20 protein-coding genes are annotated in these 24,948 nt (G+C 67.2%); 16 read left to right on the forward strand and 4 right to left on the reverse strand.

The annotated features are described in order from the left end of the window. The first annotated feature begins 65 nt into the window (after positions 1-65). On the forward strand, positions 66-896 hold the full coding sequence (rpsB, locus tag FKV23_RS11455) for a 30S ribosomal protein S2 (protein WP_141623958.1): 831 nt from the start codon (positions 66-68) through the stop codon (positions 894-896). Positions 897-1,099: 203 nt separating this feature from the next. Continuing rightward, on the forward strand, positions 1,100-1,972 hold the full coding sequence (gene tsf, locus FKV23_RS11460; protein WP_141623959.1) for a translation elongation factor Ts: 873 nt from the start codon (positions 1,100-1,102) through the stop codon (positions 1,970-1,972). A gap of 337 nt (positions 1,973-2,309) precedes the next feature. Here tsf and FKV23_RS11465 read toward each other — a convergent pair whose 3' ends face one another. The 4 genes from FKV23_RS11465 to FKV23_RS11480 all read right to left on the reverse strand — a co-directional run bounded on the left by FKV23_RS11465 (position 2,310) and on the right by FKV23_RS11480 (position 10,199). Continuing rightward, positions 2,310-5,426: an autotransporter domain-containing protein gene (locus FKV23_RS11465; protein ID WP_167285182.1), complete on the reverse strand. Its 3,117-nt coding sequence runs from the start codon at positions 5,424-5,426 to the stop codon at positions 2,310-2,312. 284 nt (positions 5,427-5,710) lie between these two features. Further along, entirely contained in the window at positions 5,711-8,449 is a 2,739-nt protein-coding gene (locus FKV23_RS11470; RefSeq protein WP_167285185.1) for a TonB-dependent receptor, read from the reverse strand. A 224-nt stretch (positions 8,450-8,673) separates the two neighbouring features. Beyond that, positions 8,674-9,657, reverse strand: coding sequence for a FecR family protein (locus tag FKV23_RS11475; RefSeq protein WP_141623962.1), 984 nt, complete (start codon positions 9,655-9,657; stop codon positions 8,674-8,676). Continuing rightward, positions 9,654-10,199, reverse strand: a complete 546-nt coding sequence (locus FKV23_RS11480) for an RNA polymerase sigma factor (protein WP_141623963.1) — start codon at positions 10,197-10,199, stop codon at positions 9,654-9,656. Before FKV23_RS11480 ends, FKV23_RS11475 begins: the two co-directional genes overlap by 4 nt. A gap of 360 nt (positions 10,200-10,559) precedes the next feature. Here FKV23_RS11480 and pyrH point away from each other — a divergent pair, with 360 nt between their 5' ends. The 14 genes from pyrH to FKV23_RS11550 all read left to right on the forward strand — a co-directional run bounded on the left by pyrH (position 10,560) and on the right by FKV23_RS11550 (position 24,924). Further along, on the forward strand, positions 10,560-11,282 hold the full coding sequence (gene pyrH / locus FKV23_RS11485) for a UMP kinase (protein ID WP_141623964.1): 723 nt from the start codon (positions 10,560-10,562) through the stop codon (positions 11,280-11,282). An 85-nt stretch (positions 11,283-11,367) separates the two neighbouring features. Then, positions 11,368-12,276: a cation diffusion facilitator family transporter gene (locus FKV23_RS11490; protein WP_141623965.1), complete on the forward strand. Its 909-nt coding sequence runs from the start codon at positions 11,368-11,370 to the stop codon at positions 12,274-12,276. 112 nt (positions 12,277-12,388) lie between these two features. Next, a complete protein-coding gene (gene frr / locus FKV23_RS11495; RefSeq protein WP_141623966.1) occupies positions 12,389-12,946 on the forward strand; it encodes a ribosome recycling factor in 558 nt (185 codons plus the stop codon). A gap of 19 nt (positions 12,947-12,965) precedes the next feature. Then, positions 12,966-13,739, forward strand: a complete 774-nt coding sequence (gene uppS, locus FKV23_RS11500; protein ID WP_141623967.1) for a polyprenyl diphosphate synthase — start codon at positions 12,966-12,968, stop codon at positions 13,737-13,739. Continuing rightward, positions 13,736-14,590: a phosphatidate cytidylyltransferase gene (locus FKV23_RS11505; protein WP_141623968.1), complete on the forward strand. Its 855-nt coding sequence runs from the start codon at positions 13,736-13,738 to the stop codon at positions 14,588-14,590. Before uppS ends, FKV23_RS11505 begins: the two co-directional genes overlap by 4 nt. A gap of 18 nt (positions 14,591-14,608) precedes the next feature. Next, entirely contained in the window at positions 14,609-15,799 is a 1,191-nt protein-coding gene (locus tag FKV23_RS11510; protein ID WP_141623969.1) for a 1-deoxy-D-xylulose-5-phosphate reductoisomerase, read from the forward strand. A gap of 66 nt (positions 15,800-15,865) precedes the next feature. Next, complete coding sequence (gene rseP, locus FKV23_RS11515) at positions 15,866-17,227, forward strand: RIP metalloprotease RseP (protein ID WP_141623970.1); 1,362 nt, start codon at positions 15,866-15,868, stop codon at positions 17,225-17,227. A 121-nt stretch (positions 17,228-17,348) separates the two neighbouring features. Continuing rightward, positions 17,349-19,865, forward strand: coding sequence for an outer membrane protein assembly factor BamA (gene bamA / locus FKV23_RS11520; RefSeq protein WP_141625175.1), 2,517 nt, complete (start codon positions 17,349-17,351; stop codon positions 19,863-19,865). Between the two features lie 29 nt (positions 19,866-19,894). Next, positions 19,895-20,902 carry a UDP-3-O-(3-hydroxymyristoyl)glucosamine N-acyltransferase gene (gene lpxD, locus FKV23_RS11525; RefSeq protein WP_141623971.1) on the forward strand — a complete coding sequence of 336 codons (1,008 nt, stop codon included), beginning with the start codon at positions 19,895-19,897 and terminating at the stop codon, positions 20,900-20,902. Positions 20,903-20,966: 64 nt separating this feature from the next. Further along, a complete protein-coding gene (gene fabZ / locus FKV23_RS11530) occupies positions 20,967-21,422 on the forward strand; it encodes a 3-hydroxyacyl-ACP dehydratase FabZ (protein ID WP_141625176.1) in 456 nt (151 codons plus the stop codon). A 2-nt stretch (positions 21,423-21,424) separates the two neighbouring features. Next, complete coding sequence (gene lpxA, locus FKV23_RS11535) at positions 21,425-22,207, forward strand: acyl-ACP--UDP-N-acetylglucosamine O-acyltransferase (RefSeq protein WP_141623972.1); 783 nt, start codon at positions 21,425-21,427, stop codon at positions 22,205-22,207. An 81-nt stretch (positions 22,208-22,288) separates the two neighbouring features. After that, the gene (gene lpxB, locus FKV23_RS11540; RefSeq protein WP_141623973.1) at positions 22,289-23,500 is read left to right on the forward strand and encodes a lipid-A-disaccharide synthase; all 1,212 of its coding nucleotides are present in this window, start codon (positions 22,289-22,291) and stop codon (positions 23,498-23,500) included. After that, positions 23,500-24,078 (forward strand): ribonuclease HII, encoded by a 579-nt coding sequence (rnhB, locus tag FKV23_RS11545; protein ID WP_141623974.1) that lies wholly within the window; start codon positions 23,500-23,502, stop codon positions 24,076-24,078. Before lpxB ends, rnhB begins: the two co-directional genes overlap by 1 nt. A gap of 222 nt (positions 24,079-24,300) precedes the next feature. Further along, a complete protein-coding gene (locus FKV23_RS11550) occupies positions 24,301-24,924 on the forward strand; it encodes a YkvA family protein (protein WP_141623975.1) in 624 nt (207 codons plus the stop codon). Positions 24,925-24,948: the final 24 nt, after the last annotated feature.

Here is a 24,948-nt window from a genome sequence, read left to right on the forward strand (position 1 = left end):
CTCGCCGCGGCAGCCGCCCCACCTTTATTGGCGGCCAGGATTCCACTGCCTGGAGTCACAAGCTAATGTCCCAGATCACCATGCGCCAGATGCTGGAAGCCGGCGTCCACTTCGGCCACCAGACCCGTTACTGGAACCCGAAGATGGGCCCGTACATCTTCGGCGCCCGCGGCAAGATCCACATCATCAACCTCGAGAAGACGGTTCCGCTGTTCAACGACGCGATGAACTTCATCTCGGGCATCGCCCAGAAGCGCGGCATGATCCTGTTCCTCGGCACCAAGCGCAGCGCGCGCGAGTCGATCAAGGAAGAGGCCGAGCGTTGCGGCATGCCGTACATGAACCAGCGTTGGCTGGGCGGCACCCTGACCAACTTCCGCACCGTCAAGCAGTCGGTCGCGCGCCTGAAGGAACTCGAGGCCGCCGAGACCGACGGCACCTTCGAAAAGCTGGTCAAGCACGAGGTGCTGGGCCTGCGCCGCGAGCGCGACAAGCTGCAAGCCAGCCTGGGCGGCATCAAGGAGATGAACCGCCTGCCGGACGCACTGTTCGTGATCGACATCGGTCACGAGGACATCGCGATCAAGGAAGCCAAGAAGCTCGGCATCCCGGTGATTGCTGTCGTCGACACCAACTACAACCCGGAACTGGTCGATTACGCCATCCCGGGCAATGACGATGCCATCCGCGCCGTGCAGCTGTACGCCCGCGCCGCCGCCGACGCGGTGCTGGAAGGCAAGGCCGCCGCGCCGACCTCCACCTCGGTCCGCGAGGAAGACTTCGCCGACGCCACCGACACCGCCGAGGGCGATGCCGAGGCCAAGAAGCCGGCCCGCAAGGCTCCGGCCAAGAAGGCTGCCAAGGCAGACGACGCCGAAGCTCCGGCTGCCGAGTAACAGCCCCGTAAAAGCAGGCGCGTCAAACACGCGTCATGCAGCCGCGCCACACTGCGCGGCTGTGCCTTTACCCCTGGTTCGTCATTTCCGCAAAAGCGGAAATCCAGCGACTACGCCCTGTCGCCCAAGACACTGGAGCCCCGCCTTGGCGGGGATGACGTCTCAAACATCCAGACGTCCCAAACAACATCGAGGTACCCCCAATGGCTGAAATCACCGCATCCCTCGTCAAGGAACTGCGCGAGCGCACCGGCGCCGGCATGATGGAGTGCAAGAAGGCGCTGACCGAAACCGGCGGCGACATCGACGCCGCCGCCGAGAACCTGCGCAAGTCGGGCCTGGCCAAGGCCGACAAGAAGGCCGGCCGCGTGGCCGCTGAAGGCCGCATCGCGACCGCCCAGGATGGCGGCAAGGCCGTGCTGGTCGAGATCAACTCCGAGACCGACTTCGTGGCGAAGGACGAGAACTTCATCGCCTTCACCGACGCCGCTGCCAAGGCCGCGCTCGGCGCGGCCGACATCGAGGCACTGAAGGGCGCCAAGATCGACGGGCAGACCGTCGAGGAAACCCGCGCCGCGCTGATCGCCAAGGTCGGCGAAAACGTGCAGTTGCGCCGCATGGTCGCCATCGACAGCAGCAACAACGTCGCTGCCTACGTGCACGGCGGCCGCATCGGCGTGCTGGTCGAGGTCAAGGGCGGCGACGCCGATCTGGCTCGTGGCATCGCCATGCACATCGCTGCGATGAACCCGCCCTACGTCAAGGCTGCCGACGTTCCGGCCGACTTCATCGAGAAGGAGAAGGAGATCGAGCTGGCCAAGATGAGCGACAAGGACAAGGCCAAGCCGGCCGACATCCTGGAGAAGATCATCAGCGGCAAGATCAACAAGATCGTCAACGAGGTCACCCTCTACGGCCAGCCGTACGTGCTCAACACCGACCAGACCGTCGAGCAGGCGGTCAAGGCCGCCGGTGCCGACGTCGTCGGCTTCCAGCGCCTGGCCGTCGGCGAGGGCATCGAGAAGGTGGTCGAGGACTACGCTGCCGAAGTGATGAAGCAGGCCGGCCTGGCGTAACACGCGCTCTGCCAGCACTGAAAAAAAGAAGGCCGCGGAGCGATCCGCGGCCTTCTTCGTTACTGCAGGCAGTCCATTGTTCTACTTGCTGCGTGCGCTGTGCCCATTGAGTGCGACACGGCCACCGGAGCACTCCGCTCCCATTCAGGGGCGGCGCCGCATCCAGCGGCCTTCAGGATCCGGTTCCCATGAACCTGATCGGGAAAAAATGGTGCTCCCGCGCGATGAGAACAGGGAACATCGCGCCGGGAGCATGCCGTCCAGGGCAGGCACCTGATCCTTGTGTGCCAGCAACGGGCATCCGTTGCCCGTCCTTCGTCCAAAGTGCGCTCTCAGCTCAGAACTGCAACGAGTACCTCGCACTGAGACCATGCGCGTTGCCGTCGTCGCCGAACTGGCCGCGATAGCCGAACTCAAGCAGGCTGGTCGCGCCGGTGCGGGCGGCAAAACCCAGCTCGGCCACGGTGGCGTCGCCGGCCAGCGGGGCGCCATGCACTGCGAAGGCATCGGCACCGCTCCAGGCCAGTTCGGCCGAAGGCAGCAGGTCGCCACTGGCGTCGCGATAGCCCAGTCCGCCACGCAGGCTCAGCCAGCTTTCCTGCTGCCTCGCAGCCTTCAGGTCGACGTTGAAGCGGACACCCGCAGTCGCCAGGCCGACGTCGCCGTCGCGACTCTGGCCCTGCAGTGCGGTCACGCCGCCATCCTCGCGGAAGCCGTCGATATCGAACGCAATCCTCGCGTACTGCAGGTAGGGCTCGAACTCCCATGCACCGACCCCGATGCGGTAGCCGGCCTCGACGAAGGCCTGGGTCGCGGTCGCGTCGTACTCGGCACGGGTCCGGTCCTGCAACCCATCGAAAGCCACGTCCCGGCGCACATCGATCTCGCTGCTGTCGTGGACCAGGCCGGCACGCAGGCCGAAACCGCCCCACGACTGCCCGACATAGGCGCCGATGCGATAGCCGGTGATGTCGCCCTTGCTGCTGCGCTCGCGGGCATCCATGTCGCTCCGGCCGCTGCCACCCAGCACGCCGACCCGCCAACCGCTGTCGAAGCGGTGGTCATAGCCCACCAGCCAGGTGTTGCCGCTGTACTCGGTGCGGGCGGCATTGCCATCGCCATCGAGCGTGCCGCTGCCGCGCAGCACCTCGACCCAGGCCGCGGAACCGGCGGCATCCTGATGGGCAAACGCACCCTGTCCGGCCGCCGCGCGCGTCAGCGCGCTTTCGCGCACGTGTTGCTGGCTGTCCAGCAACACCGACTGGGCGCTGGCATGCAGTTCGCCGCTCAACAGGTCGAGCGCGGACATGGCCTGAGCCGGAAACAGCCGGGTCACACGCTGTGCCAGCACGTGATCCATCGCCAGTGTGTCCGCGCCCACCGCCACCGCGTGCTGGTTGTGCGTGGTCGCGACCTCTGCGAGCGCCATGCCCCGGCTCACGTCGAGCGCGATGATGTTGCCGCCTTGATCGAGAGTGAAAGCCAGGAACGGCGAGAACGCGCTGCTGTCGATGCCGTCGAAGCCGCCGCTGATGCCACCCGCGGCGCTGAGGATGTTGTAGCTGCGGCCCAGCAGGTAGTCGCCCGCCACCGGCAACACGCGCACGGTGCCGCCTTGCAGGTCGGCATGGCCGCTGATGTCGAGCAGGTCGGCATTGCCACCCTCGACCTCCGCTTCGTACACCGAGCCGGCGAGCTGGGTGTAGTCGCCGTCGATGCGCAGGGTGCCAACCGAATTGCCCGGAGCGATCACGCCGGCTACGCGGGTATCGCCCAAGGTACCGGTGCCGTGCAGGTGGCCCTGCGCACCGATCACGGTCATGCCGCCTGTCACTGCACCCTGGATGCTGGCCAGGCCGCGGTTCACGGCCAGGTCGGTGTCCTGCAGCGTGCCATTGAGCACGAAGAAGCCGCCGTTGACCTCGGCTGAGGCTGACAGCCGGTTGTCACCGTCGAGTTCGAGCACGCCGTCCTCAACACTGAGGCCTGCGAAACTGTTGTCGCCGCTCAGGCGCAACCAGCCAATGCCGGACTTGGTCAGCCGGCCGGGGCCACTGATGTCGTTGCGCCAATCGTCCCAGGCCAGGCCGTCCCAGACCTTGGCACCACCGGCGGGGCGATCCATCACGACGTTGGTGTCGACACGCAGCATGCCGGGGCCGTCGATGGCCTTCTCCAGGTTGATCAGGCCCCAGCCGTAGATCTCGTCGACGCCGGGCGCGCCGAGATCGGTCGCGGTGGTCAGCAGCACGTCGCGGACCTGCGGGTTGTCGAGGTACGGGAAACGCTCCATCAGCAGTGCCAGCGCACCGGTGACGTGCGGCGCGGCCATCGAGGTGCCGGTCAGGTTGCCGTAGCCGTACTCGGGATTCTCCGCAGTGATCTCGAGGCCGATGAAATTGCCGTCCTCGTCGCGAATCACCTCGCCTTCGATCTCGCCGCCGACGATCGTCGAAGCGATCGAAGTGCCGGGCGCGGTCACGCACCAGTCCTTGCTCAGGCCGCAGATGCTGGAGCTGTCGGCAAGCTCGCCGTTCGGGGCAATGTTGACGACGCTGAGCCAGTACTGCTCCAGTTCCGGATTCCAGCGCGGCAGGGTCGCGTAGATGCCGGCGATGTTGCCGCCGTCGTTGCCCGCGGCCCAGACCTGGATCAGGCCGTTCTGCAGCGAGGGACTGGTGTAGGTGCTGAAGTACCCGGCCACGCCCGGAGCGTTGTAGAGCGCGTCCATGTCCGCGGCGGTGGTCGGCTCGCGGCTCAGACCCCAACTGTGATTGATAGCACGCACGCCCTGCGCGACCATCTGCTCGTACATGCTGGCCACGGCGCTCGAATCGGGACCGTTGGCGTACGACTCGCCACCCCAGCCCAACAGCGCATCGAGATCCGTGTACGAGTTCGAGAACAGCCGCGCACTGGTGATCTCGGCCCCGAAACCGACGCCATGCATGCCGCTGCCGTCGCGATTGGCGACCATGGTTCCGGCGACGTGGGTGCCGTGCTCGGAATAGCTGAAGCCGGCCAGCGACTCAAGATACTCCGGCACCCAATCGTAGAAGTAGCCCATCTCGGTCGCCCACTGGACGAACTCGCGGTCGGCGTCGGTGTAGTGGAAATAGTCGATGCCGACGGTATCGCCGTCGCTCATGAAGCAGGCGTCAGGGCCGCTCAGCGCGGTGGCGTTGGTGCAAGCGGAACCATCGGAGAGGATGTCGGCGATGCGGATACCGTTGTTCTGCTTGCCCGCGAATTCGCCATGGCGCAGGTCGACACCGCTGTCGAAAACGCCCAGCCGGATGCCGCGGCCGCTCAGCCCACGCGCATAGGCATGGTGCGCGCCGATTGCCGCGAGCCCCCAATCGGCGTTGAACTCGTCACTGCGCCAGCTGTCGGCATCGCCGAGCCGACCCTGCTCCTGATAGGTCGCCGCCTCCTGTGCGGCAAGCGTCCCCACGCTGCCGCACAGGAGTGCCGCGGCGATGGCGCCGGAAAGCGCCGAACGGGCCCTGCGGCCCCTCCCCCGATTGGTTCCCTGAAAGCTCCTGTCCTCAATGCTCCGGTACTGCTTCATACTGCTGACTGCTCCCCTGAGTTCTGCTGGCATGCGGCTGCATGTCTCCGTGTGGCCATCCTGCGGGCACAGCCCGCAGCGACACCGTTGCCGGCGTCGGACAGGAGCAATAACGGATGTACGGCCGATCCCCCTACCCGGAGAAGTCCCGAGTCTCAGAACGGGTCTCAGAACCGGTAGCGCGCGCTCAGCAGGACGAAACGGCCGCGGGGGTCGTCATGGGCGATGTCGTAGCCGTCCTGGTCGGTGTCGTAGTTGACCGGGGCGCGATCGGCCAGATCGCGGATATTCAATCCCAGCCTCCAGTTCGGCAGGCCGTTCCAGGCCAGATCGAGGTCGAGCACGCCGCGACCGGGGGTGCTACAACGGCTGCCGTTGTAGGACGGGCAGCCGGTATCCGGCGAGCCGATCCGATAGGGCCCGCGAGCACGCAGATTGAGGGTGGTCACCCAGTCCCGGCGCGACCATTGCAGCGAGGCAAGCAGGTTGCTGCTGGGCGCGCCATAGCTGGCATGATCGTGGACCGGCGCATCGCCCCAGGCCTGGCGCCTGACCTTCAGCAGGTGGTGAGCGGTGATCGCCAGCGAGAAGTCGCCGACGTTGCCGGCATCGAGCCGCCAGCGCATCTCGGCCTCCCAACCACGCACGTCGGTTCGGCCCAGGTTCCTGAAATAGCTTTCGATGGCGACCAGCCGTCCTTGCTCGTCGCGGCGCAGGGAGTCAGGGAAAGCGTCCAGGTCGTCGAACGCGCTGCCGGCGACGATCTCGTTGTACCTGCGGATCCGGAACACGTCGAAACTGAGGCTGAAATCAGTCGATGGCGCCCATACCATGCCGAGAGTGTGGCTGCGTGATGTCTCCGCCCGCAGGTCAGGATTATCGAAGGCCCCGAGCAGGACCAGGCAATAGGACCGCTCCTCGTCGAGCGCGATTTCGATCGCGCACGGGCGCAACACGTCGATCTGGCGGACGAACACGTGCTCCTCGATGACGTTGGGCCGCCGCAGTTCGAACAGCGACGGCGCGCGGTAGCCGGTAGCGGCGGTGCCACGGAACGTCAGCGACTCGCCCGGCGCCCATTTGAGCCCCAACCTCGGCGAGAACCGGCTGCCGTAGTCCTGTTGGCGGTCGAAACGGAGGGCGACATCGGCCAATAACTTCCCGTGCAGTGGCAGGCCCAACTCGGCATATACCGCCGAACCGCGACGATGGCTGTCGAGCGGCCGCTTCTGCGTGCCAAGCGCCAGGTCATCGTCGCGCAACCGCTGGTCGGGGTCGTGCAGCAGGGTGTTGCGGGTCAGCTCCACTCCGGTAGCCAGCCTCGCCGCGCCGCCGGGCAGATTGAACCAGGGGCCTTCGAAGTCGACCGAGAACTGCTGCAGGGTCGCCTCACCGCCCAGGCGGAACACCGGCGAGACCGCTTCCAGCAGGGCCGGGTCGTTGGGCGTGCCGTCGAAACGGTACCGTCCCTCATCGACCGCGTGCTCGATCGCTTCGCTGCTGATCAGTCCATGGATCCGGCTGTCGACCTTGTTCTGGTGATGCGAGAACGATACATCCCAGGTCCAGTCGCCGGCCGTGCCGTTCACCGAGGTACCCAGATCGAGACTGCGATTGTCGCTGCGATTGCGGACCGGGCCGATCTCGAAGAAGGCGTAGTCGAGGAAGCCGTCCTCCAGGCCATCCGGATGCGAAGCCGGCAGGTTCACGCGAGCGCGGAAGGGCGGATTGGCCAGCGCCTGTTTGGCCTTGCTGTAGCGCAGATCGAGTTCGAGTGCGGCCCCTTCCCATAGCGGCTCGATGAGGTGCCCATGCAACGATAGCCGCTGGCTGGCCGGTTGCAGACTGGTGTAGCGCGCGGGGTCGAACATGCAATCAGGGGCGATGCCGGGCGGCGCATTGCCACACTGCAGTTGGACCAGGCGATGGCCCAGGTCGCGATAGCCCAGCGGGAAGCGCCAGTCCGGCAGCCCGTGCCGACTGTGGTCCCAGGTATGCCAGTCGCGCGCATCGCCGGGCAGTTCCTCGCGATCGAGCCAGTCCACCGCCAGGATGCCGGCACCGCCGCGGCGCGTGTCCAGACCATGGCTTGCGGAAAGTCGCCACTCGTCCGCATCGCCGCGGGTACTGCGACCAAGACGGGCCAGTAGTTCGCTCCCTTTCTGCCGCTTGCGCAGGATGATGTTGACCACGCCGGCCATCGCATCGGCGCCATAGATGGCCGAGGCTCCGCCGCGCACCACCTCGACCCGCTCGACCATGCTCAGCGGGATCGCGTCCAGATCGGTCAGCCCGCCCAGTTCCGACGAGGTCAGGCCGTAGTTCGCCACCCGTCGACCATCGACCAGGAACAGGGTCGCGCGCGGGCCCAGGGCGTTGAGGCTGGTCGTCGCGGCGATGCTGAAAGGCTGCTGGAAGTCGGGCCCGCCATCCGCCGCGACCGCGACCGGATGGTGGCCGATCATGCCGACCTGGAAACGCAGCAGCTCGAACAGGGTCTGGTAGCCGCTGGCTTCGATGTCCTCACGGCTGATAAGCGTCATCGGCGTGGGCGTGATCGCGCCGATGTCCGCCAGCGGAATCCGCGAGCCGGTGACCTCGATCCTGTCGATGTCGACCGGGTGTTGCCGCGGCGGGGATGGCCGGGGGCGCGAGGCATTGGTTTCGACCCGGGGCCGACGAATCTCCCTGAGCACGAAGGTGTCCGGCGCCACGCGTTCTGCGCGTAGCCCCTCGCCTTCGAGCAGCTCATGCAGGGCTTCCGCGATGGTCATGTCGCCTTGCAGCGCGCTCGCCCGCCGGCCCTCGACCTGACCGGGGGCATAGAGGATCTGGATGCGGCTGCGCAGGGCCAGCGCCTTCAGCGCGTCATCGAGCCTTCCGCCGGGCAGGTCCAGTGACAACACTCCAGGCGCCTGCTGCTGGAGCGCCGGCTGCGCCCATGCTTCTGCTCCACGCGACGCAAGCGCGCCGCATGCCGCCATCAGCAGGCATGCCCTGACCATTCGCGGAAGGATCCGACTCCCCATTCCGCCACATTACGGAAAGGTTTGATCGGCCGGCAAGGCAGACCACCGGACAGCCACTGGCGACGGTGCCGGTGCCGCCATGGAAATGGCGGCCCCCGTGCTCAACGAGGCGGGCCGTGGAGCAGGATTTCGTCGGCGCGTCTCTCCGCCCGCAGCCCCCAGTTTTCTTCGAGCGCCTTGATCAGTCCGTCCTGTTCATCAACCCGGAACACACCATTGATGGCAATGCCGGCCAGCGTGGAGTCGGCCAGCCGCAACGGAACCTCCGCATAGCGGTTCATCTCCGCAAGCAGATCGTCCAGCCGGCGCTTGCTCAGTATCAGCTCGCCGCGCGGCCAGGCGGTGGCTGCTTCCAGGTCGAGCGCGCGGGTCGCGGTGAAGCGGCCTTGCGGATCGACGCGGACCTGCTCGCCCGGCGCCAGCTTTCGACCGGGACCATCGTCGCCCCGGCTGACCAGCACCACGCCCTCGATCAGGCCGATATCGACCTCGTCGCCGCGGCGACTGACCTGGAAAGTGGTGCCGATGTCGCGCACGGTACTGGCCGCGGCCCGGACCAGGAACGGCCGGCGATCCTGCCCGACCTCGAACTGCACGCGCCCATGGGCCAACTCGACCACGCGCTGGCGGCGGTCGAACCGGGTCACCAGTGCGGTGTCGGTGTCCAGCAGCATGCGGGTGCCATCGGCAAGCAACACCTCGCGCTGTTCGCCGACCACGGTGGCGTGGTCGACGATCGTGGCCGGTCCGGGGCGCATCCACTGCACCGCCCCGACCGCCAGCACCAGCATCGCCGCTGCAGCGGCCGTCCAGCTCCAGCCACGACCGCGTGCGACCCGGGACGCCTGGCGCGGCGACGGCCGCAGGACCTCGCCGGCCGCGGCCTGCAGCATTTCATCAGTGGCCAGCGCACCGGCCAGACAATGCAGGCGCTCGGCCTCCAGCCAGGCCTCGACATGGCGCGGCGACGCGGCCAGCCAGTCCTCGAACGCTGCCCGCTCGGCTGCGCTGCACTCGGGCGAGTGCAGGCGCGCCAGCCAATCGGCGGCCACATCCTCCAGGCGTGTGATGCGCTCGACATTCACGGCCGCGACTCCCGCGAGGCACTGCCCTCGATCATCTCCATTCCCTGGCGCAACCCCTTCAGTGCGCGGCTGACATGCTTCTCGACCGCCTTGACGGAAATACCAAGCCGTTCGGCTATCTGGGTATAGCTCATGCCCTCGATGCGATTGAGCAGGTAGACCTCGCGACAGCGCTCCGGCAGTTGCAGGATCAACTGCCGGACATGAACGAGCTGCTGTTGCTGGTCGATGCGCTGCTCATGGCTCGGCTCGGGCGACTGCAGCCAGTCGTAGCCGTCGTCGAGACTGACCTGGGCGCCGGACCCACTGCTGCTGATGCGGCGGCCGCGATCGAGCAGCACGTTGGCGGCAATCCGGTACACCAACCGCCGCAGTTGCTCCTGCGGCAGGTCGCGGTAGCGCATCAACCGGATCATCGCCTCCTGGGCAATGTCCTTGGCGTCCTCTTCGGGCAGGCGTCTGCACAGGTAGCCCACCAGCAACGGACGCTGGTCGCGCAGGAAGGCCTCGAATCCATCGTCCTGCGGAGCCTGGGCCGGCATGTCCCCGTCCACCTCCTCCCGCACCGGGGCAACCACTAGCCCCCCCACCTGCAACGGGCGACGAGTTGGACGGCAGGATTCCCGGTCGGGATCATGGACGGCGGCGACTCCGGCAGCAGCAAGATTGGCGACGCGCCGGACGCAACCTTGGGCCGGCCGCCGCGTCGGGATGCTGTTGTACCACGACCCGCGTGCGCCACGCCGGGTGGCGTGCCCCAGGGGCCTGGCATCCGAGAGCGGCGGCGATGGCGATACAAGAGCTGGCATGCCCCCCTGAACGCAGCACGAGGCACCCATCCCTACCCCGCTGGCGCTCCGGCTCGGCTAGAATTGCGGGGTTTGTTCACAATCGAGGCCACCATGTCCCCACTTGCCTGTCGCCGTGTCCTGTTGAAACTCTCCGGCGAGGCCCTGATGGGGGACGAGGACTACGGCATCGACCCGAAGATGATCGGCCGCCTCGCCCAGGAAGTGATCGAAGCCCAGCAGGCCGGCGCCGAGATTGCGCTGGTGATCGGTGGCGGCAACATCTTCCGCGGCGCGGGCCTTGCCGCCGCGGGCATGGACCGGGTCACCGGCGACCAGATGGGCATGCTCGCCACGGTGATCAATGCACTGGCGATGCAGGACGCGCTGGAAAAGCGTGGCTGCAAGGCCCGGGTGATGAGCGCGTTGAAGATCAACGACGTGTGCGAGGACTACATCCGGCGCCGCGCGATCCGGCATCTGGAAAAAGGGCGGCTGGTGATCTTTGCCGCCGGCACCGGCAACCCGTTCTTCACCACCGACTCGGGTGCGGCCCTGCGCGCGATCGAGATCGGCGCCGACCTGCTGCTGAAGGCGACCAAGGTCGACGGCGTCTACGACCGGGACCCCAAGAAGTACCCGGACGCGACCCGCTTCGAGGCCCTGACCTACGACGAGGTGATCACCCGCGACCTGCAGGTGATGGACACCGCCGCGTTCGCCCTGTGCCGCGACAGCGGCCTGCCGCTGCGGATCTTCGACATGGGCCAGCCGGGCGTGCTGCTGCGCATCCTCAAGGGCGAGAACATCGGCACCCTGGTTTCCGGGCGCGGCTGACACATTCATCGTCGTCCCGTCCGTCTCCGCCAATACTTCGACTCTCGTAATGGTGTCCTGAGCCACCCCGTGGCAGCATCGCTCCATGCATGGGCACGGACACCATCGCCACGCACACGACGGCACCCGTGCTTTCGCCACGGTGACCCTGGTCAACCTGGCCTACACCGCACTCGAGGCCGGCTACGGCTTCGCGATCAACTCGCTGGCATTGCTGTCCGATGCCCTGCACAACCTCGGCGACGTGCTCGGGCTGGGGCTGGCCTGGACCGCGGCGGTCATTGCCCGGCGCGCTCCGACCGACCGCCACACCTACGGCTGGCGCCGCGCCACCCTGCTCTCTCCACTGGCCAACGCCCTGCTGCTGGTCGCGTTCTCCGGCGCGCTGGCATGGGAAGCCGTGAGGCGCTTCAGCCAACCGCCGGAAATTCCCGCGATGACGGTAGTGGTGGTGGCCGCGATCGGGATCGCGGTCAATCTCGGCGCCGCGTGGATGGTCCGTGACGGTCACGACCACGACCTCAACCGTCGCGGCGCCTTCCTGCACCTGATGGCGGATGCCGCGGTATCGCTGGCCGCAGTATTGGCTGGATTGGGCATGGCCTGGCTGGGCTGGGCCTGGCTGGACCCGGCCATCGCGCTGCTGATCGGTGCGGTCGTGGCGATCACCGCGTTCGGCCTGCTGCGCGACAGCTTCAACGCGGCGATGGACGCCGTGCCGGCCAGTATCGACCAGGCACAGGTGCGCGCTTTCCTTGAGGCGCAACCCGAGGTATCGGCGGTCCACCATCTGCATATCTGGTCATTGGGCGCGGGTGAAATCGCGATGACCGCGCACCTGGTCCGCCCCGACAGCGATGACCACGATGCCTTCATCGATCGCCTCAATCATGCCCTGGATGCGAACTTCGGCATCAACCATCCGACCCTGCAGATCGAACATGGCCGCAGTTGCGAGCATGACCGCCATGACCGGGCACCACATGGAGGATGAAGCAGGTTGCCGATTGCACGCTGGCGAGGCGGGACCCGACTGACAGCGGACAACCAACAACCGGCAACCCGGCTATAATCCGGCGGTTACCGACACAGGACCGGAGCCGGCGATGCTCAACGAGATCAAGACTGACGCGAAGACCCGCATGGCCAAGAGCGTGGACACGCTCCGTCACGACCTGACCAAGGTTCGCACCGGCCGGGCTTCGACCGCGCTGGTGGACCATCTGAAAATCGAGTACTACGGCTCCGAGATGCCGCTGACCCAGGTCGCCAGCGTCGCGGTCACCGACTCGCGCTCGCTGACCATCACGCCGTGGGAAAAACAGATGGTGTCGCCGATCGAGAAGGCGATCATCAACTCGGACCTCGGCCTGACCCCGAACACCGCCGGCACCGTCATCCGCATCAACCTGCCTGCGCTGACCGAGGAGCGCCGCCGCGAGCTGTCCAAGGTAGTCCACGGCGAAGGCGAGGACACCAAGGTGGCGATCCGCAACATCCGTCGCGACGCCAACCACCAGGTCAAGGAACTGCTGAAGGAGAAGCAGATCACCGAGGACGACATGCGCCGCGCCGAGGACGACATCCAGAAGCTCACCGACAGCGCGATCAAGGACGTGGACGAGGTGGTCAAGGCCAAGGAGCAGGAACTCATGGCGGTCTGACGGGTCTTTCCGTCACCTCATGGAATCCGACTCCTCCATTGCCAGGCCGGCTGCTGCCGGCATCCCGCGCCACCTGGCCATCATCATGGATGGCAACGGGCGCTGGGCCGAGCGCCGGCGCCGGCCGCGCATGGTCGGCCACCGCGCCGGCGCGCGCGCGGTCAATGTCTGCATCGACTTCTGCCTGGAGCGCGAGATCCAGGCGCTGACCCTGTTCGCCTTTTCCAGCGAGAACTGGGGGCGACCGGAGGAGGAAGTCGGCGCGCTGATGAAGCTTTTCCTCAACGCGCTCGAGCGCGAAGTCGAGGAGCTGCACCGGCGTGGCGTGCGAATCCGCTTCATCGGCGAGCGCGAACGCTTCAGCGACACGATCCGCCAACGCATGGACCACGCCGAGGCGGTCACCGCCAGCAACGACCGCCTGCACCTGGGCATCGCAGCCAGCTATGGCGGCCGCTGGGACATCGCCCAGGCGGCGCGTTCGCTGGCCGCGGACGTGGCCGCGGGCCGGCTGATGCCGGATGACATCGACGAGGCCGCCATCGCCTCGCGCATGGCCCTCGCCGACCTGCCGCCGCCAGACCTGTTCATCCGCACCGGCGGCGACCTGCGCATCAGCAATTTCCTGCTCTGGCAGCTCGCCTATACCGAGTTGTGGTTCACCGAGACCCTGTGGCCGGAGCTGGATGCGGCTACCCTGCAGTCCGCCCTGGATGACTTCGCCAGCCGCCAGCGACGCTTCGGCCTGACCGGCGCCCAGGCCGCCGCCTTCATCGACGAGACGACCGAATGACCCGTACCCGCCTGATTGCTGCGCTGGTGATGGCACCTGCCGCAATCGCCGCCATCCTGCTGCTGCCCACTCCATGGCTGATGGCGTTGACGGCAGTGGTGTTCATGGCCGGGCTGTGGGAATGGTTCGACCTGGCCGATGTCAGGGACAGCCTTGCCCGTTCGGTGCTGCTGGCTGCCAATCTGGCGCTGATGGTGGCCCTGGTCTGGGCCTCGCGTTCCAGTGCGGGCTTCAGTTTCGTGCTGCTGCAACTGGTCTCCCTGATCGGCGTGGTCTGGTGGCTGGTGAGCCTGTTGTGGCTGGGCCGCTACGAATTCGCCAGCGACCCGGACAGCCACGCCCGCGCGATCAAGCTGGCCGCGGGCACCCTGAGCCTGGTGCCGGCCTGGTGCGCACTGGCCTGGATCCACGGCGAGGATGGCGACGTCGGCCACCGCTGGCTGCTGGCCGCACTGGCGATCGTGTGGGCGGCCGACAGCGGCGCCTACTTCGCAGGCCGGCGCTTCGGAGGGAAATTGTTCAAGGGCCGCAGGCTGGCACCGCGGATCAGCCCCAACAAGACCTTCGAAGGCCTGCTCGGCGGTCTGGTCGCCGGTGTCGCGGTCGGCATCGGACTGGGCCTGTTTGCGGGCGCCAGCGTCGCGCAGTTGCCGTGGGTCGTGCTGGCCAGCGTGATCGCGGTGCTGTTCTCGGTGATCGGCGACCTGTTCGAGAGCCTGCTCAAGCGCCACGCCGGAATGAAGGACTCCAGCCAGCTGATCCCCGGCCATGGCGGCGTGCTCGACCGCCTCGACGGCGTGCTGGCCGCGCTGCCGGCGTTTGCCGTGGCCAAGGCGCTGTTCGGGTTCTAGGGCGTGGGCGTTCTGGACATGAGCACCAGCTCCTCCCTTCGCGAAGTCGCCGTGCTCGGTGCGACCGGCTCGATCGGCAGCTCGGCGCTGGACGTGATCGCCCGCCACCCGGATCGCCTGCGCGCGACCGTGCTCGCCGCCGGCCGCAACGTCGAAGCCCTGCTCGAACTCTGCCGCCGGCACCGCCCGCGGCATGCGGTGATCGCCGACGGCAAAGCGCTGCCGGCGCTGCGCGAGGGCCTGCGAGCCGCCGCGCTGGACACCCAAGCCCATGCCGGCGACGCACTCGACGCACTGATTTCCGGCGATGCCTGCGACACAGTGGTCGCCGCGATCGTCGGCGCCGCCGGCCTGCCCTCCACCCTCGCCGCCGCCCGCGCCGGCAAGCGCCTGCTGCTGGCCAACAAGGAATCGCTGGTGCTGGCCGGCGAACTGCTGATGCGTGCCGCCCACGAGGGCGGCGCGACCATCGTACCGATCGACAGCGAGCACAACGCGATTTTCCAATGCCTGCAGGGGCGGCAGGACGACGGCAGCGGAGAAGTCAGCCGGATCACCCTGACCGCCTCCGGCGGCCCGTTCCGCGGCCGCGACCGCGCTTCGCTGGCCAACGTGACCGTCGAACAGGCCGTCGCCCACCCCAAGTGGTCGATGGGTCCGAAGATCTCGGTCGATTCGGCGACGCTGATGAACAAGGGCCTGGAGGTGATCGAGGCCCACCACTTGTTCGGCCTGCCCGGCGACCGCATCGGCGTGCTGGTGCACCCGCAGAGCCTGGTCCACTCACTGGTCGAGTTCATCGACGGCTCGACCCTGGCCCAGCTCGGCCTGCCGGACATGCGCACTGCCCTGGCGGTCGGCCTGGGCTGGCCGCGGCGGCTCGAATCCGGCGTGGCCGGCCTCGACCTGCTGGCCGAAGGCGGCCGGCTCGAGTTCGAACCGCCGGATACCGATGCCTTCCCCTGCCTGCGGCTGGCGTTCGAGGCCCTGGCCGCCGGCGGCACCGCTCCGGCGGTGCTCAATGCCGCCAACGAGGTCGCGGTTTCAGCCTTTCTTCAGCGCCGGACCGGTTTCCTGTCGATACCCGCCCTGGTCGAGGACGCGCTGGAGGCCCTGCCGCCGGTCGCAGCCGACTGCCTGGACACGCTTGCCGAAGCCGATGCCCGGGCCCGCTGCCATACTGAAGCTGCCATCGCCCATCACGCCTGACCTCCACCACTCATTTCGCCGAGACCATGAACACCCACTTCCCCACACTGACCGCCGGATGCCGCCATGGCTGAGCTGCTGGGTTCAGTCTGGTGGCTGATCGTCAGCCTCGGCGTGCTGGTCACCATCCACGAATACGGCCACTACCGGGTCGCCCGCTGGTGCGGGGTCAAGGTCCTGCGCTTCTCGGTCGGCTTCGGCAAGCCGCTGTGGATGCGGCGCGGGCGTGATGGCACCGAGTATGCGATCGCGGCGATTCCGCTGGGCGGCTACGTCCGCATGCTCGACGAGCGGGAAGCCGACGTCGATAGCGCCGAGCTCGACCAGGCCTTCAACCGCAAGCCGGTGTGGCAGCGCATCGCGATCGTGGCCGCCGGACCGGCTGCCAACCTCGGCCTGTGCGTGGCTTTGTTCTGGGCCATGTTCGTGGTCGGCCGCCCGGACTATGCGCCGGTCGTCGGCCAGGTCGATCGCATTGCCGCCGAAGCCGGCCTGCAACCGGGCGACACCATCCTCGCCGTCGGCGACCGCGCCACCCCGACCTGGAGCGAGGTGCAGATGGCGCTGCTGCCGGCGGCCCTGGACCGCGACGACATGGCACTGCAGGTCGAGAATGCCGAAGGCCATGCCCGCACCCGCATCCTGCCGTTGGGCCGGCTGCCGGAGAACTTCAACCAGCGCAACCCGACCGGCGAGATCGGCCTGACCCCGCGCCACGCCCTGATGCCGGCGGTGATCGGCCGGGTGGAACCCGACAGCGCCGCCTGGGGGGTGCTCGCCGAGGGCGACCGCATCACCGCCATCGATGGCAGCCCGATCCGTGGCTGGAACGACATCGGCCGCGAGGTGCAAAGTCTTGGCGCACGCAACGAAAGCGCGATGATCGAGGTCGAGCGCGACGGCGAACGGCTGGCGCTGGAGATCAAGCCGAGACTGACGACCAGCCCGGACGGCAACGAGTACTGGGCGCTGGGAGTGAACTCGCCTTCAGGCCGCGAGATCCCGAAGGACGCCGTGCTCCGTCACGGCCCGCTGCGAGCGGTCCCGGCCGCCTTCGCCGAAACCGGACACCAGGCCCGCCAGTTGTTCGCCATGGTCGGCCGCGCCTTTACCGGCCGGATCGCAATCGAGAACACCGTGGCAGGGCCTGTCACCATCGCCCGCGCCACCAACGCCTTCGCCGGCCAGGGTCTGGCCTGGTACCTGTCGATCCTGGCCCTGCTCTCGTTGAGCCTCGGTATCCTGAACCTGCTGCCAATCCCGATCTTGGACGGCGGTCACCTGCTGTATTACCTTATCGAGCTGGTCAAGGGCAGCCCGGTGAGCGAGCGCGTCATGGCCGCCGGGCAATACGTCGGCCTCGCACTGATCGTCGGCCTGATGGGCCTGGCGTTCTACAACGACATTGTGAACAACCTGGTGCGCTGATGCCCGTTGAGCGGATGCTGGCACCCCTGACCGAACGACGCCCGCGCTGCGGGCGTCGTGCATAGCATCAGGCATGCATGTGCCTGACGCCATGTAACCGAATTTCCAACCGGACGTGATGATGACGCGAACCCCGACTCGCCACCTGCTTGCCCTTGCCCTGGCTACCGCCCTGTACCCTGCGGCGGTCCTTCCCGCACTGGCACAGGTGGCCGCCCCGGCCCTGCCGGAGTCCTTCGATCCCACGGCCACAACGTCCGTCCCGGGCCAGGGCTTCGTCGCCAGCGACATCCGCGTCGATGGCCTGCAGCGCATTGCTGCAGGCACCGTGTTCACTTACCTGCCGATCGAGCGCGGCGACACGATCGACCAGGCCCGTGCCGGCGAGGCGGTCCGCGCGCTGTACCGCACCGGCTTCTTCGAGGACATCAGCCTGTCCCGCCAAGGCGACATCCTCGTCATCACCGTGCGCGAGCGCCCGGCGATCAACAAGCTGACCCTCACCGGCAACAAGGACATCAAGAGCGAGGACCTGCTCCGCGGCCTGGGCGATATCGGCCTGACCGAAGGCGGTACCTTCGATCGTCTGGCGCTGGACCGCGTCACCCAGGAGCTGGCCCGCCAGTACAACAACCGCGGCAAGTACAACGTGGAGATCAGCCCGACTGTCGCCACCCTCGACCGCAACCGAGTCGACCTGACCATCGCCATCAAGGAAGGCAAGGCGGCCAAGATTCGCCACGTCAACCTGATTGGTGCCGACAACTTCGAGAAGAAGGACATCCTCTCGGCCTGGGAATCGCGCGAAAGCAACTGGCTGAGCTGGTACCGCCGCGACGACCAGTACTCGCGCGAGAAGTTCGCCGGCGACCTGGAAAAGCTCAACTCCTGGTACCTGGACCGCGGCTATGTCGACATGAGCATCGACTCGCCGCAGGTCGCGATCAGCCCCGACCGCCAGGACATCTACATCACCGCCGGCCTCACCGAGGGCGAGAAATACACGGTGTCCAGCATCGAGATCACCGGCGACACCGTGCTGCCCAAGGAGCGCATCGAACGAATGGTGCTGGTCAAGCCAGACCAGACCTTCTCGCGCCGCCTGCTGGAGATCAGCTCGGACGCGATCACCGCCACCCTCAGCAACGTCGGCTACGCCTTCGCCCAGGTCAATACGATTCCCGACATCGATCGCGAGAACCGCACCGTCGGCGTCACCCTGCAGGTCGTTCCAGGACCGCGCGTCAACGTCCGCAACGTCGTGTTCCGGGGCAACACCCGCACCGCTGACGAGGTTCTGCGCCGCGAGATGCGCCAGTTCGAAGGCTCGTGGTATTCGCAGGCGGCGATCGACCGTTCCAAGATCAGGCTGCAGGGACTGGGCTTCTTCGAGGAGGTCAACGTCGACAGCGAGCCGGTGCCCGGCAGCAGCGACGAGGTCGACGTGATCTACAACCTCAAGGAGACCACCTCCGGCAGCTTCATGTTCGGCCTCGGCTACTCGCAGGTGTCGGGTGCGACCATCCAGGCCCAGTTGTCGCAGAACAACTTCCTCGGCACCGGCAACCGGGTCGCGGTGCAGGCCCAGCGCAGCGACTTCCTGCAGCGCTACGACTTCTCCTACGTCAACCCGTACTTCACCGACAACGGCGTGTCGCTGGGCTACAACGTGTGGTGGCGCGAGTACGACTACGGCAACTTCAACACCGCCCAGTACAACAGCACCAACGCCGGTTTCCAGACCATGTGGGGCATCCCGATCACCGAGACAGGCTCGATCACCGGCCTGTTCGGCATCGACCGCAACCAGATCAACGCGTTCCCAGGCTCCGCCCCGGACTCGATCGTCGACTATATCAATGCGATCGGCCAGCGCACCTTCCATGCCTGGCGCGGCGAGATAGGCTGGTCGCGCAACACGCTCAACCACGGCCTGACTCCGACCGCGGGTGCCTCGCAGCGACTGTGGTTGGAGGCGACTCTGCCAGGCTCGACGGTCGAGTACTACAAGATCAACTACAACATCTCCAAGTACTGGCCGCTGTCGCGCCACCTGGTGCTCAACACCCGCGCCGAACTCGGCTACGGCGACAGCTACGGCGATGCGGTGTCGCGCAACATCTGTTTCTCCGGCTCGATCCAGGACACCAACAACGATGGTCGGGGCGACACCTTCGTGCCGAATCCCCCCAGCGATCCGTGCCTGCCCGACTCCGGCGACTACGTGGAAACCGTCACCGCCGACGGCCTGCCGTTCTTCGAGAACTTCTACGCCGGCGGCGTGCGCTCGGTGCGCGGTTTCCGCGACAACACCCTGGGCCCGCGCGAGGCGCCGTCCGGGAACAGCACCTTCCGGCAGCCGCTCGGCGGCTCGGTGAAGACGGTCGGCTCGGTCGAGGCGATCTTCCCGACCCTGTTCGACAGCCCGGCCGCGCGCATCTCGGCGTTCCTGGACTTCGGCAACGTGTACAAGGACCTCGACGCGTTCGACGTCGGCGAGTTCCGCGCCTCGACCGGCGTGGCGCTGATGTGGCGTTCGCCGATGGGCCCGATCTCGATCAGCTATGCCTACCCGCTCAAGAAGGAAGAGGGCGACGAACTCGAACGCCTGCAGTTCACCTTCGGCGGCGCGTTCTGATTCAGCGCCTGGAACCATTATTGGCGAACATGACGACGCACACTGCCGCATCACTGGCCGAGCGTTTCGGGCTGACTGTGCGGGGCGACGGCAACGTGGCCCTGCACGGCGTAGGCACCCTGGCCGAAGCCGGGCCTGACCAACTCGCCTTCCTCGCCAATCCGAAGTATCGCAACCAGCTCGCCAGCACCCGCGCCGGGGCAGTGGTCATGAAGGAGGCCGATGCCGAGGGCTACGAAGGCACGGTGCTTCTCGCCCGCGACCCGTACGTCGCGTTCGCCCGGATTTCAGCGCTGTTCGCGCCAATCCCCGAGCGAGCGCCCGGCATCCATCCCTCCGCATCCATCGACCCGAGCGCCGAAGTGGCTGCCGACGCCCATGTCGGCGCCTTCGTCGCTGTCGGCGCACGCAGCCGCATCGAGGCCGGCGCAGTCGTCGGCCCGGGCTGCGTGATCGGCGAGGATTGCGTGATCGGTGCCGGCAGCGAACTGGTCGCCCGGGTCACCCTCGTCACCCGGGTCAGGCTCGGCCAGCGCGTGCGCATCCACCCGGGCGCCGTGCTCGGTGCCGCAGGTTTCGGGATCGCGATGGACAACGGCCACTGGATCAACGTCCCCCAGGTGGGCGGCGTGGTGATCGGCGACGACTGCGACATCGGTGCCAACACCTGCATCGACCGCGGCGCGATCGAGGATACGGTGTTGGAAGAGGACGTGCGCCTCGACAACCATATCCAGATCGGCCACAACGCCTTCATCGGCGCCCATACGGCGATGGCCGGTGGTGTGGCGGTCGCCGGCAGCGCGCGCATCGGACGTTACTGCATGATCGCCGGCATGGCCGGGATCGCCGGTCACCTCGAGATCTGCGACCGGGTCGTGATCACCGCCATGAGCATGGTCACCAGTTCGATTCGTGAACCGGGCGAGTATTCATCCGGCCTGCCATTGATGGACAATCGCACATGGCGCCGCAATGCCGCCCGCTTCAGGCACCTGGACGAACTTGCCCGCCGCATTCCGCGCGCCGACAAGTAAGCCCAGCCCGTTCCGCCATCCCGCTCCGCAACGCCGGGCAGGGATGCAGTTGCAAGGAAACATGATGAGTTCGACCCTGAAATTGCCGATCGACGTCACCGCCATCCAGACCCGGCTGCCGCATCGGTACCCGTTCCTGCTGGTCGACCGCGTGGTCGAGCTGGAACCGAACAAGCGCGTGCTGGCGTACAAGAACGTCACCATCAACGAACCGTTCTTCAATGGCCACTTCCCCGGTCATCCGGTGATGCCGGGCGTGCTGGTGGTCGAGGCGATGGCCCAGGCCGGCGGCCTGCTGACCCAGTTCTCCAACGAGGACGGCCCGGACGGACGCCTGTTCTATCTGGTCAAGGTCGACAACGCGAGGTTCTCGCGCATGGTGGTGCCGGGCGACCGGCTTGAACTGGAAGTGACCCTGAAGCGGCTGATCCGCAACATGGCGCTGTACAGCGGCGTCGCCCGCGTCGATGGCGAACAGGCTGCCTGTGCCGACATCCTCTGCGCGGGGGTCGATCCCTGATCATGGCCGCGGGCATCCACCCTTCCGCCGTCATCGAACCGGGCGCGCGCCTCGGCGAGAACGTGCGCATCGGTGCGTTCTGCCATATCGGCGAAGACGTCATCATCGGCGACGGCTGCGAATTCGGGCCGCACTGCTCGGTGGCGGGGCCAACCACGATCGGGCGCGACAACCGCTTCATCGGCCACTGCGCGATCGGCGGCGAGCCGCAGGACAAGAAGTATGCCGGCGAGCATGTGGAACTGGTGATTGGCGATCGCAACCTGTTCCGCGAGTTCGTCACCATCAACCGCGGCACCGGCAGTGGCGGCGGCGTGACCCGCATCGGCAACGACAACTGGATGCTGGCCTACACCCACGTCGCCCATGACTGCGTGGTCGGCAACCATTGCGTGTTCTCCAACAATGCCACCCTGGCCGGCCACGTCACCGTCGGCGATCACGTGATCCTGAGCGGCTTTGCCGGCATCCATCAGTTCTGCCGGATCGGCGCGCATGCATTCATCGGCATGGGCGCATTCGTCAACGGCGACGTGCCACCGTTCGTGATGGTGGCCCAGGACGGCTATGGCCGCCCGCGCGGTATCAACAGTGAAGGACTCAAGCGCCGCGGTTTCGACAGCACGCGGATCAGCGCGATCAAGCGCGCCTACCGTGCCCTGTACATCGCCGGCAGTTCACTGGACGAGGCACGGGGAAAGCTGGCCGAGCTGGCCGGCGAAAGCGAGGACGTGCGCGCGTTGCTGGATTTCATCGACAGCGGCGAACGGCCGTTGCTGCGATAAAGCAGGGGCTGGAAACCGGGGCCGGGGATCCATCCCGCCATCCTGCCCTCCATCACTCCATGTGAACGGGTACCGATCGCTATGATCGACCCACCTCAAGCATCGACGAATCTGCTCTTGTCCCAGCCTTCAACCCCCAGGCTCCAGCCCCTGAAAATCGCCCTGGTCGCCGGCGAGGCTTCCGGCGACCTGCTCGGTGCGGGGCTGATCGATGCGCTTCGCGTGCGCTTTCCGGATGCGGAATTCGCAGGCATCGGCGGCGACCGCATGCGTGAGAGCGGGCTCGATGCCTGGCACGACGCCAACGAACTGGCGGTGATGGGACTGGCCGAGGTGCTGCGCCACCTGCCGCGGTTGCTACGGTTGCGCCGCGATCTGCGGCGACGCCTGCTCGACTGGCGCCCGGACGTCTTCATCGGCATCGACGCGCCCGACTTCAACCTCGGCGTGGAGAAATGGTTGCGCCGACGAGGCATCCGCACCGTGCACTACGTCAGCCCGTCGGTCTGGGCCTGGCGCGAGAAGCGTGCGGAGAAGATCGGCCACAGTGCCGAGCGGGTGCTATGCCTGTTCCCGATGGAGCCGGCGATCTATGCCCGCCACGGGGTCGACGCGCGTTTCGTTGGCCATCCGCTCGCGGACGAATTGCCGCTGGAGCCCGACCGCAGCGCCGCGCGCGCCGATCTCGGACTTGATCCACAGCGCCCTGTACTGGCGGTGCTGCCCGGTTCGCGGCTGGGCGAGATCGCGCGCCTGGGCTCGGTTTTCATCGAGGCCGCCGCGCAGGTTGCCCGCACGCTTCCCGGACTGCAGGTCGTGGTACCCGCCGCCAACGCCGCCTGCCGAAGCGCCCTCGAACCACTGCTCGCGGACACCGGGATGGACGTCCACCTGCTCGACGGCCGCGCACGCACCGCGATGGTCGCCAGCGATGCCATCCTGCTCGCCTCCGGCACCGCCGCGCTGGAGGCGATGCTGACCAAGCGCCCGATGGTGGTCGGCTACAAGGTCGCACCGCTGACCGCGCGCATCGTCAGGATGCTGGGCCTGCTCAAGGTCGACCTTTACTCGCTGCCCAACGTCCTTGCCGGCGAGCGGATCGTGCCCGAACTGATCCAGGAAGACTGCACCGCCGAGGCGCTCGCTGCCGCCACCCTGGCCTGGCTGCAGGACCCGACGGCGACGGCGCGGCTGCAACCGCGTTTCCGCGACATCCACCTGCAGCTGCGGCGCGACGCCTCGGTGATGGCCGCGGACGCGGTGGCCGGGCTGATCGACGGTCGGGAGCCGTGATGGAGGACATTCTGATCGCGGGGGTCGACGAGGCCGGACGCGGACCGCTGGCAGGCCCGGTGGCCGTGGCCGCGGTGATCCTCGACCCGGCGCGCCCGATCGAAGGACTCAATGATTCCAAGAAGCTGACGGAGAAGCGCCGCGAACGGCTTTACCCGCTGATCCGCGAACACGCACTGGCCTGGCATGTCTGTTTCATCGAAGCGGACGAGATCGACTCGATGAACATCTTCCAGGCCACCCTGGCCGGCATGCGGCGTGCCGTGGAAGCACTCAGTCCCGCCGCCCGGCGGGCCCTGATCGACGGCAACAAGGTCCCGCCCGGGCTACCCTGCCCGGCCGAGGCCATCGTCGGCGGCGATGCGACCGAGCCGGCGATCATGGCCGCCTCGATCCTGGCCAAGGTCGCTCGCGACCAGATCATGGTCGCCCTGCACGCTGACTGGCCGCAGTACGGCTTCGATGCCCACAAGGGCTACCCGACTCCGGCCCACCTGCGCGCACTGGCCCGCCACGGCCCCTGCCCCGCGCATCGACGCAGTTTCGCGCCGGTACGCAACGCGCTCGGGTTGGCGTGACACCGACCGGACGCAAAGGCCCTACCCGGCTGTTCCTCCCCCGTTCATGACCCGCTGAACAGTCCACGCCCGCCGTCACTCTGCCCTTCTCCAGCGAGCGCTAGACTTGGGCAGCAAGGATGCACCGATCGGGCCGCAGCTCTTGCGACCCGGTCCAAGGGACGCGGCGCGATGCCGGCCCGCCCGCCCCAACGCCACCTTCGCCGGCAATGGAGGTGCGCCATGCGCAGGACCCAGCTCAATCCACTGGAACCCCCCATGCCGTTCGGCAAGGATGCCCCGCCGCCCGCCGCCCGCGATGCCGTGATGTCCTGGCAACCGGCCGCAGTGGCGCAGTTCGACGCGTTGTTGCACGAGATCAACCCTGATGCGCCGCGCGTCGACATCCCGCGCCTGCAGGCCGTGGCCGAATGGCTGGTCGAACTGCCCGAGGAGCAGGCCCGGCCATTGCTGGCCACCCGCCTCGAACGCATCGAGTTGATCCGTACCATGCTCGCCGACCCCGGTTGGGACACCGATGAGGGTACCCGGGCCCGCGTCAACCGGCTGGTCGCCTATTTCGACCGTGAAGACGACCTGATTCCGGACGGCACTCCCAGTCTGGGAATGCTCGACGATGCGTTGATGCTGGAACTGGCCTGGCCGATGGTGGAGAACGAAGTCGAGCAGTACCGCGACTTCCGTGACTACCGCGAGCAGGAACACCCCACCGGAGATGCAGCCGCCCAGCGCGAAGCCTGGTTCCGCGATCGTCTGGCCGAAATCGAACAGCTGCGACTGAATGCGCGTGCCCGCAGCGGCCATTACGTCAAGAACAAGAAGGAAGGCCCCCTGCGGGTGTTTTGATCGGCGGCCGGTCTCGCCGGAACG

Source organism: Lysobacter alkalisoli, from assembly GCF_006547045.1.
GTDB classification, from domain to species: Bacteria; Pseudomonadota; Gammaproteobacteria; order Xanthomonadales; family Xanthomonadaceae; genus Marilutibacter; species Marilutibacter alkalisoli.

Coding starts and splice junctions, on each gene's coding strand:
- rpsB (WP_141623958.1), top strand. CDS start 66: ATGTCCCAGATCACCATGCGCCAGATGCTGGAAGCCGGCGTCCACTTC.
- tsf (WP_141623959.1), top strand. CDS start 1,100: ATGGCTGAAATCACCGCATCCCTCGTCAAGGAACTGCGCGAGCGCACC.
- FKV23_RS11480 (WP_141623963.1), bottom strand. CDS start 10,199: ATGCCGGCCCAGGCTCCGCAGGACGATGGATTCGAGGCCTTCCTGCGC.
- pyrH (WP_141623964.1), top strand. CDS start 10,560: ATGTCCCCACTTGCCTGTCGCCGTGTCCTGTTGAAACTCTCCGGCGAG.
- FKV23_RS11490 (WP_141623965.1), top strand. CDS start 11,368: ATGCATGGGCACGGACACCATCGCCACGCACACGACGGCACCCGTGCT.
- frr (WP_141623966.1), top strand. CDS start 12,389: ATGCTCAACGAGATCAAGACTGACGCGAAGACCCGCATGGCCAAGAGC.
- uppS (WP_141623967.1), top strand. CDS start 12,966: ATGGAATCCGACTCCTCCATTGCCAGGCCGGCTGCTGCCGGCATCCCG.
- FKV23_RS11505 (WP_141623968.1), top strand. CDS start 13,736: ATGACCCGTACCCGCCTGATTGCTGCGCTGGTGATGGCACCTGCCGCA.
- FKV23_RS11510 (WP_141623969.1), top strand. CDS start 14,609: ATGAGCACCAGCTCCTCCCTTCGCGAAGTCGCCGTGCTCGGTGCGACC.
- rseP (WP_141623970.1), top strand. CDS start 15,866: ATGGCTGAGCTGCTGGGTTCAGTCTGGTGGCTGATCGTCAGCCTCGGC.
- bamA (WP_141625175.1), top strand. CDS start 17,349: ATGACGCGAACCCCGACTCGCCACCTGCTTGCCCTTGCCCTGGCTACC.
- lpxD (WP_141623971.1), top strand. CDS start 19,895: ATGACGACGCACACTGCCGCATCACTGGCCGAGCGTTTCGGGCTGACT.
- fabZ (WP_141625176.1), top strand. CDS start 20,967: ATGAGTTCGACCCTGAAATTGCCGATCGACGTCACCGCCATCCAGACC.
- lpxA (WP_141623972.1), top strand. CDS start 21,425: ATGGCCGCGGGCATCCACCCTTCCGCCGTCATCGAACCGGGCGCGCGC.
- lpxB (WP_141623973.1), top strand. CDS start 22,289: ATGATCGACCCACCTCAAGCATCGACGAATCTGCTCTTGTCCCAGCCT.
- rnhB (WP_141623974.1), top strand. CDS start 23,500: ATGGAGGACATTCTGATCGCGGGGGTCGACGAGGCCGGACGCGGACCG.
- FKV23_RS11550 (WP_141623975.1), top strand. CDS start 24,301: ATGCGCAGGACCCAGCTCAATCCACTGGAACCCCCCATGCCGTTCGGC.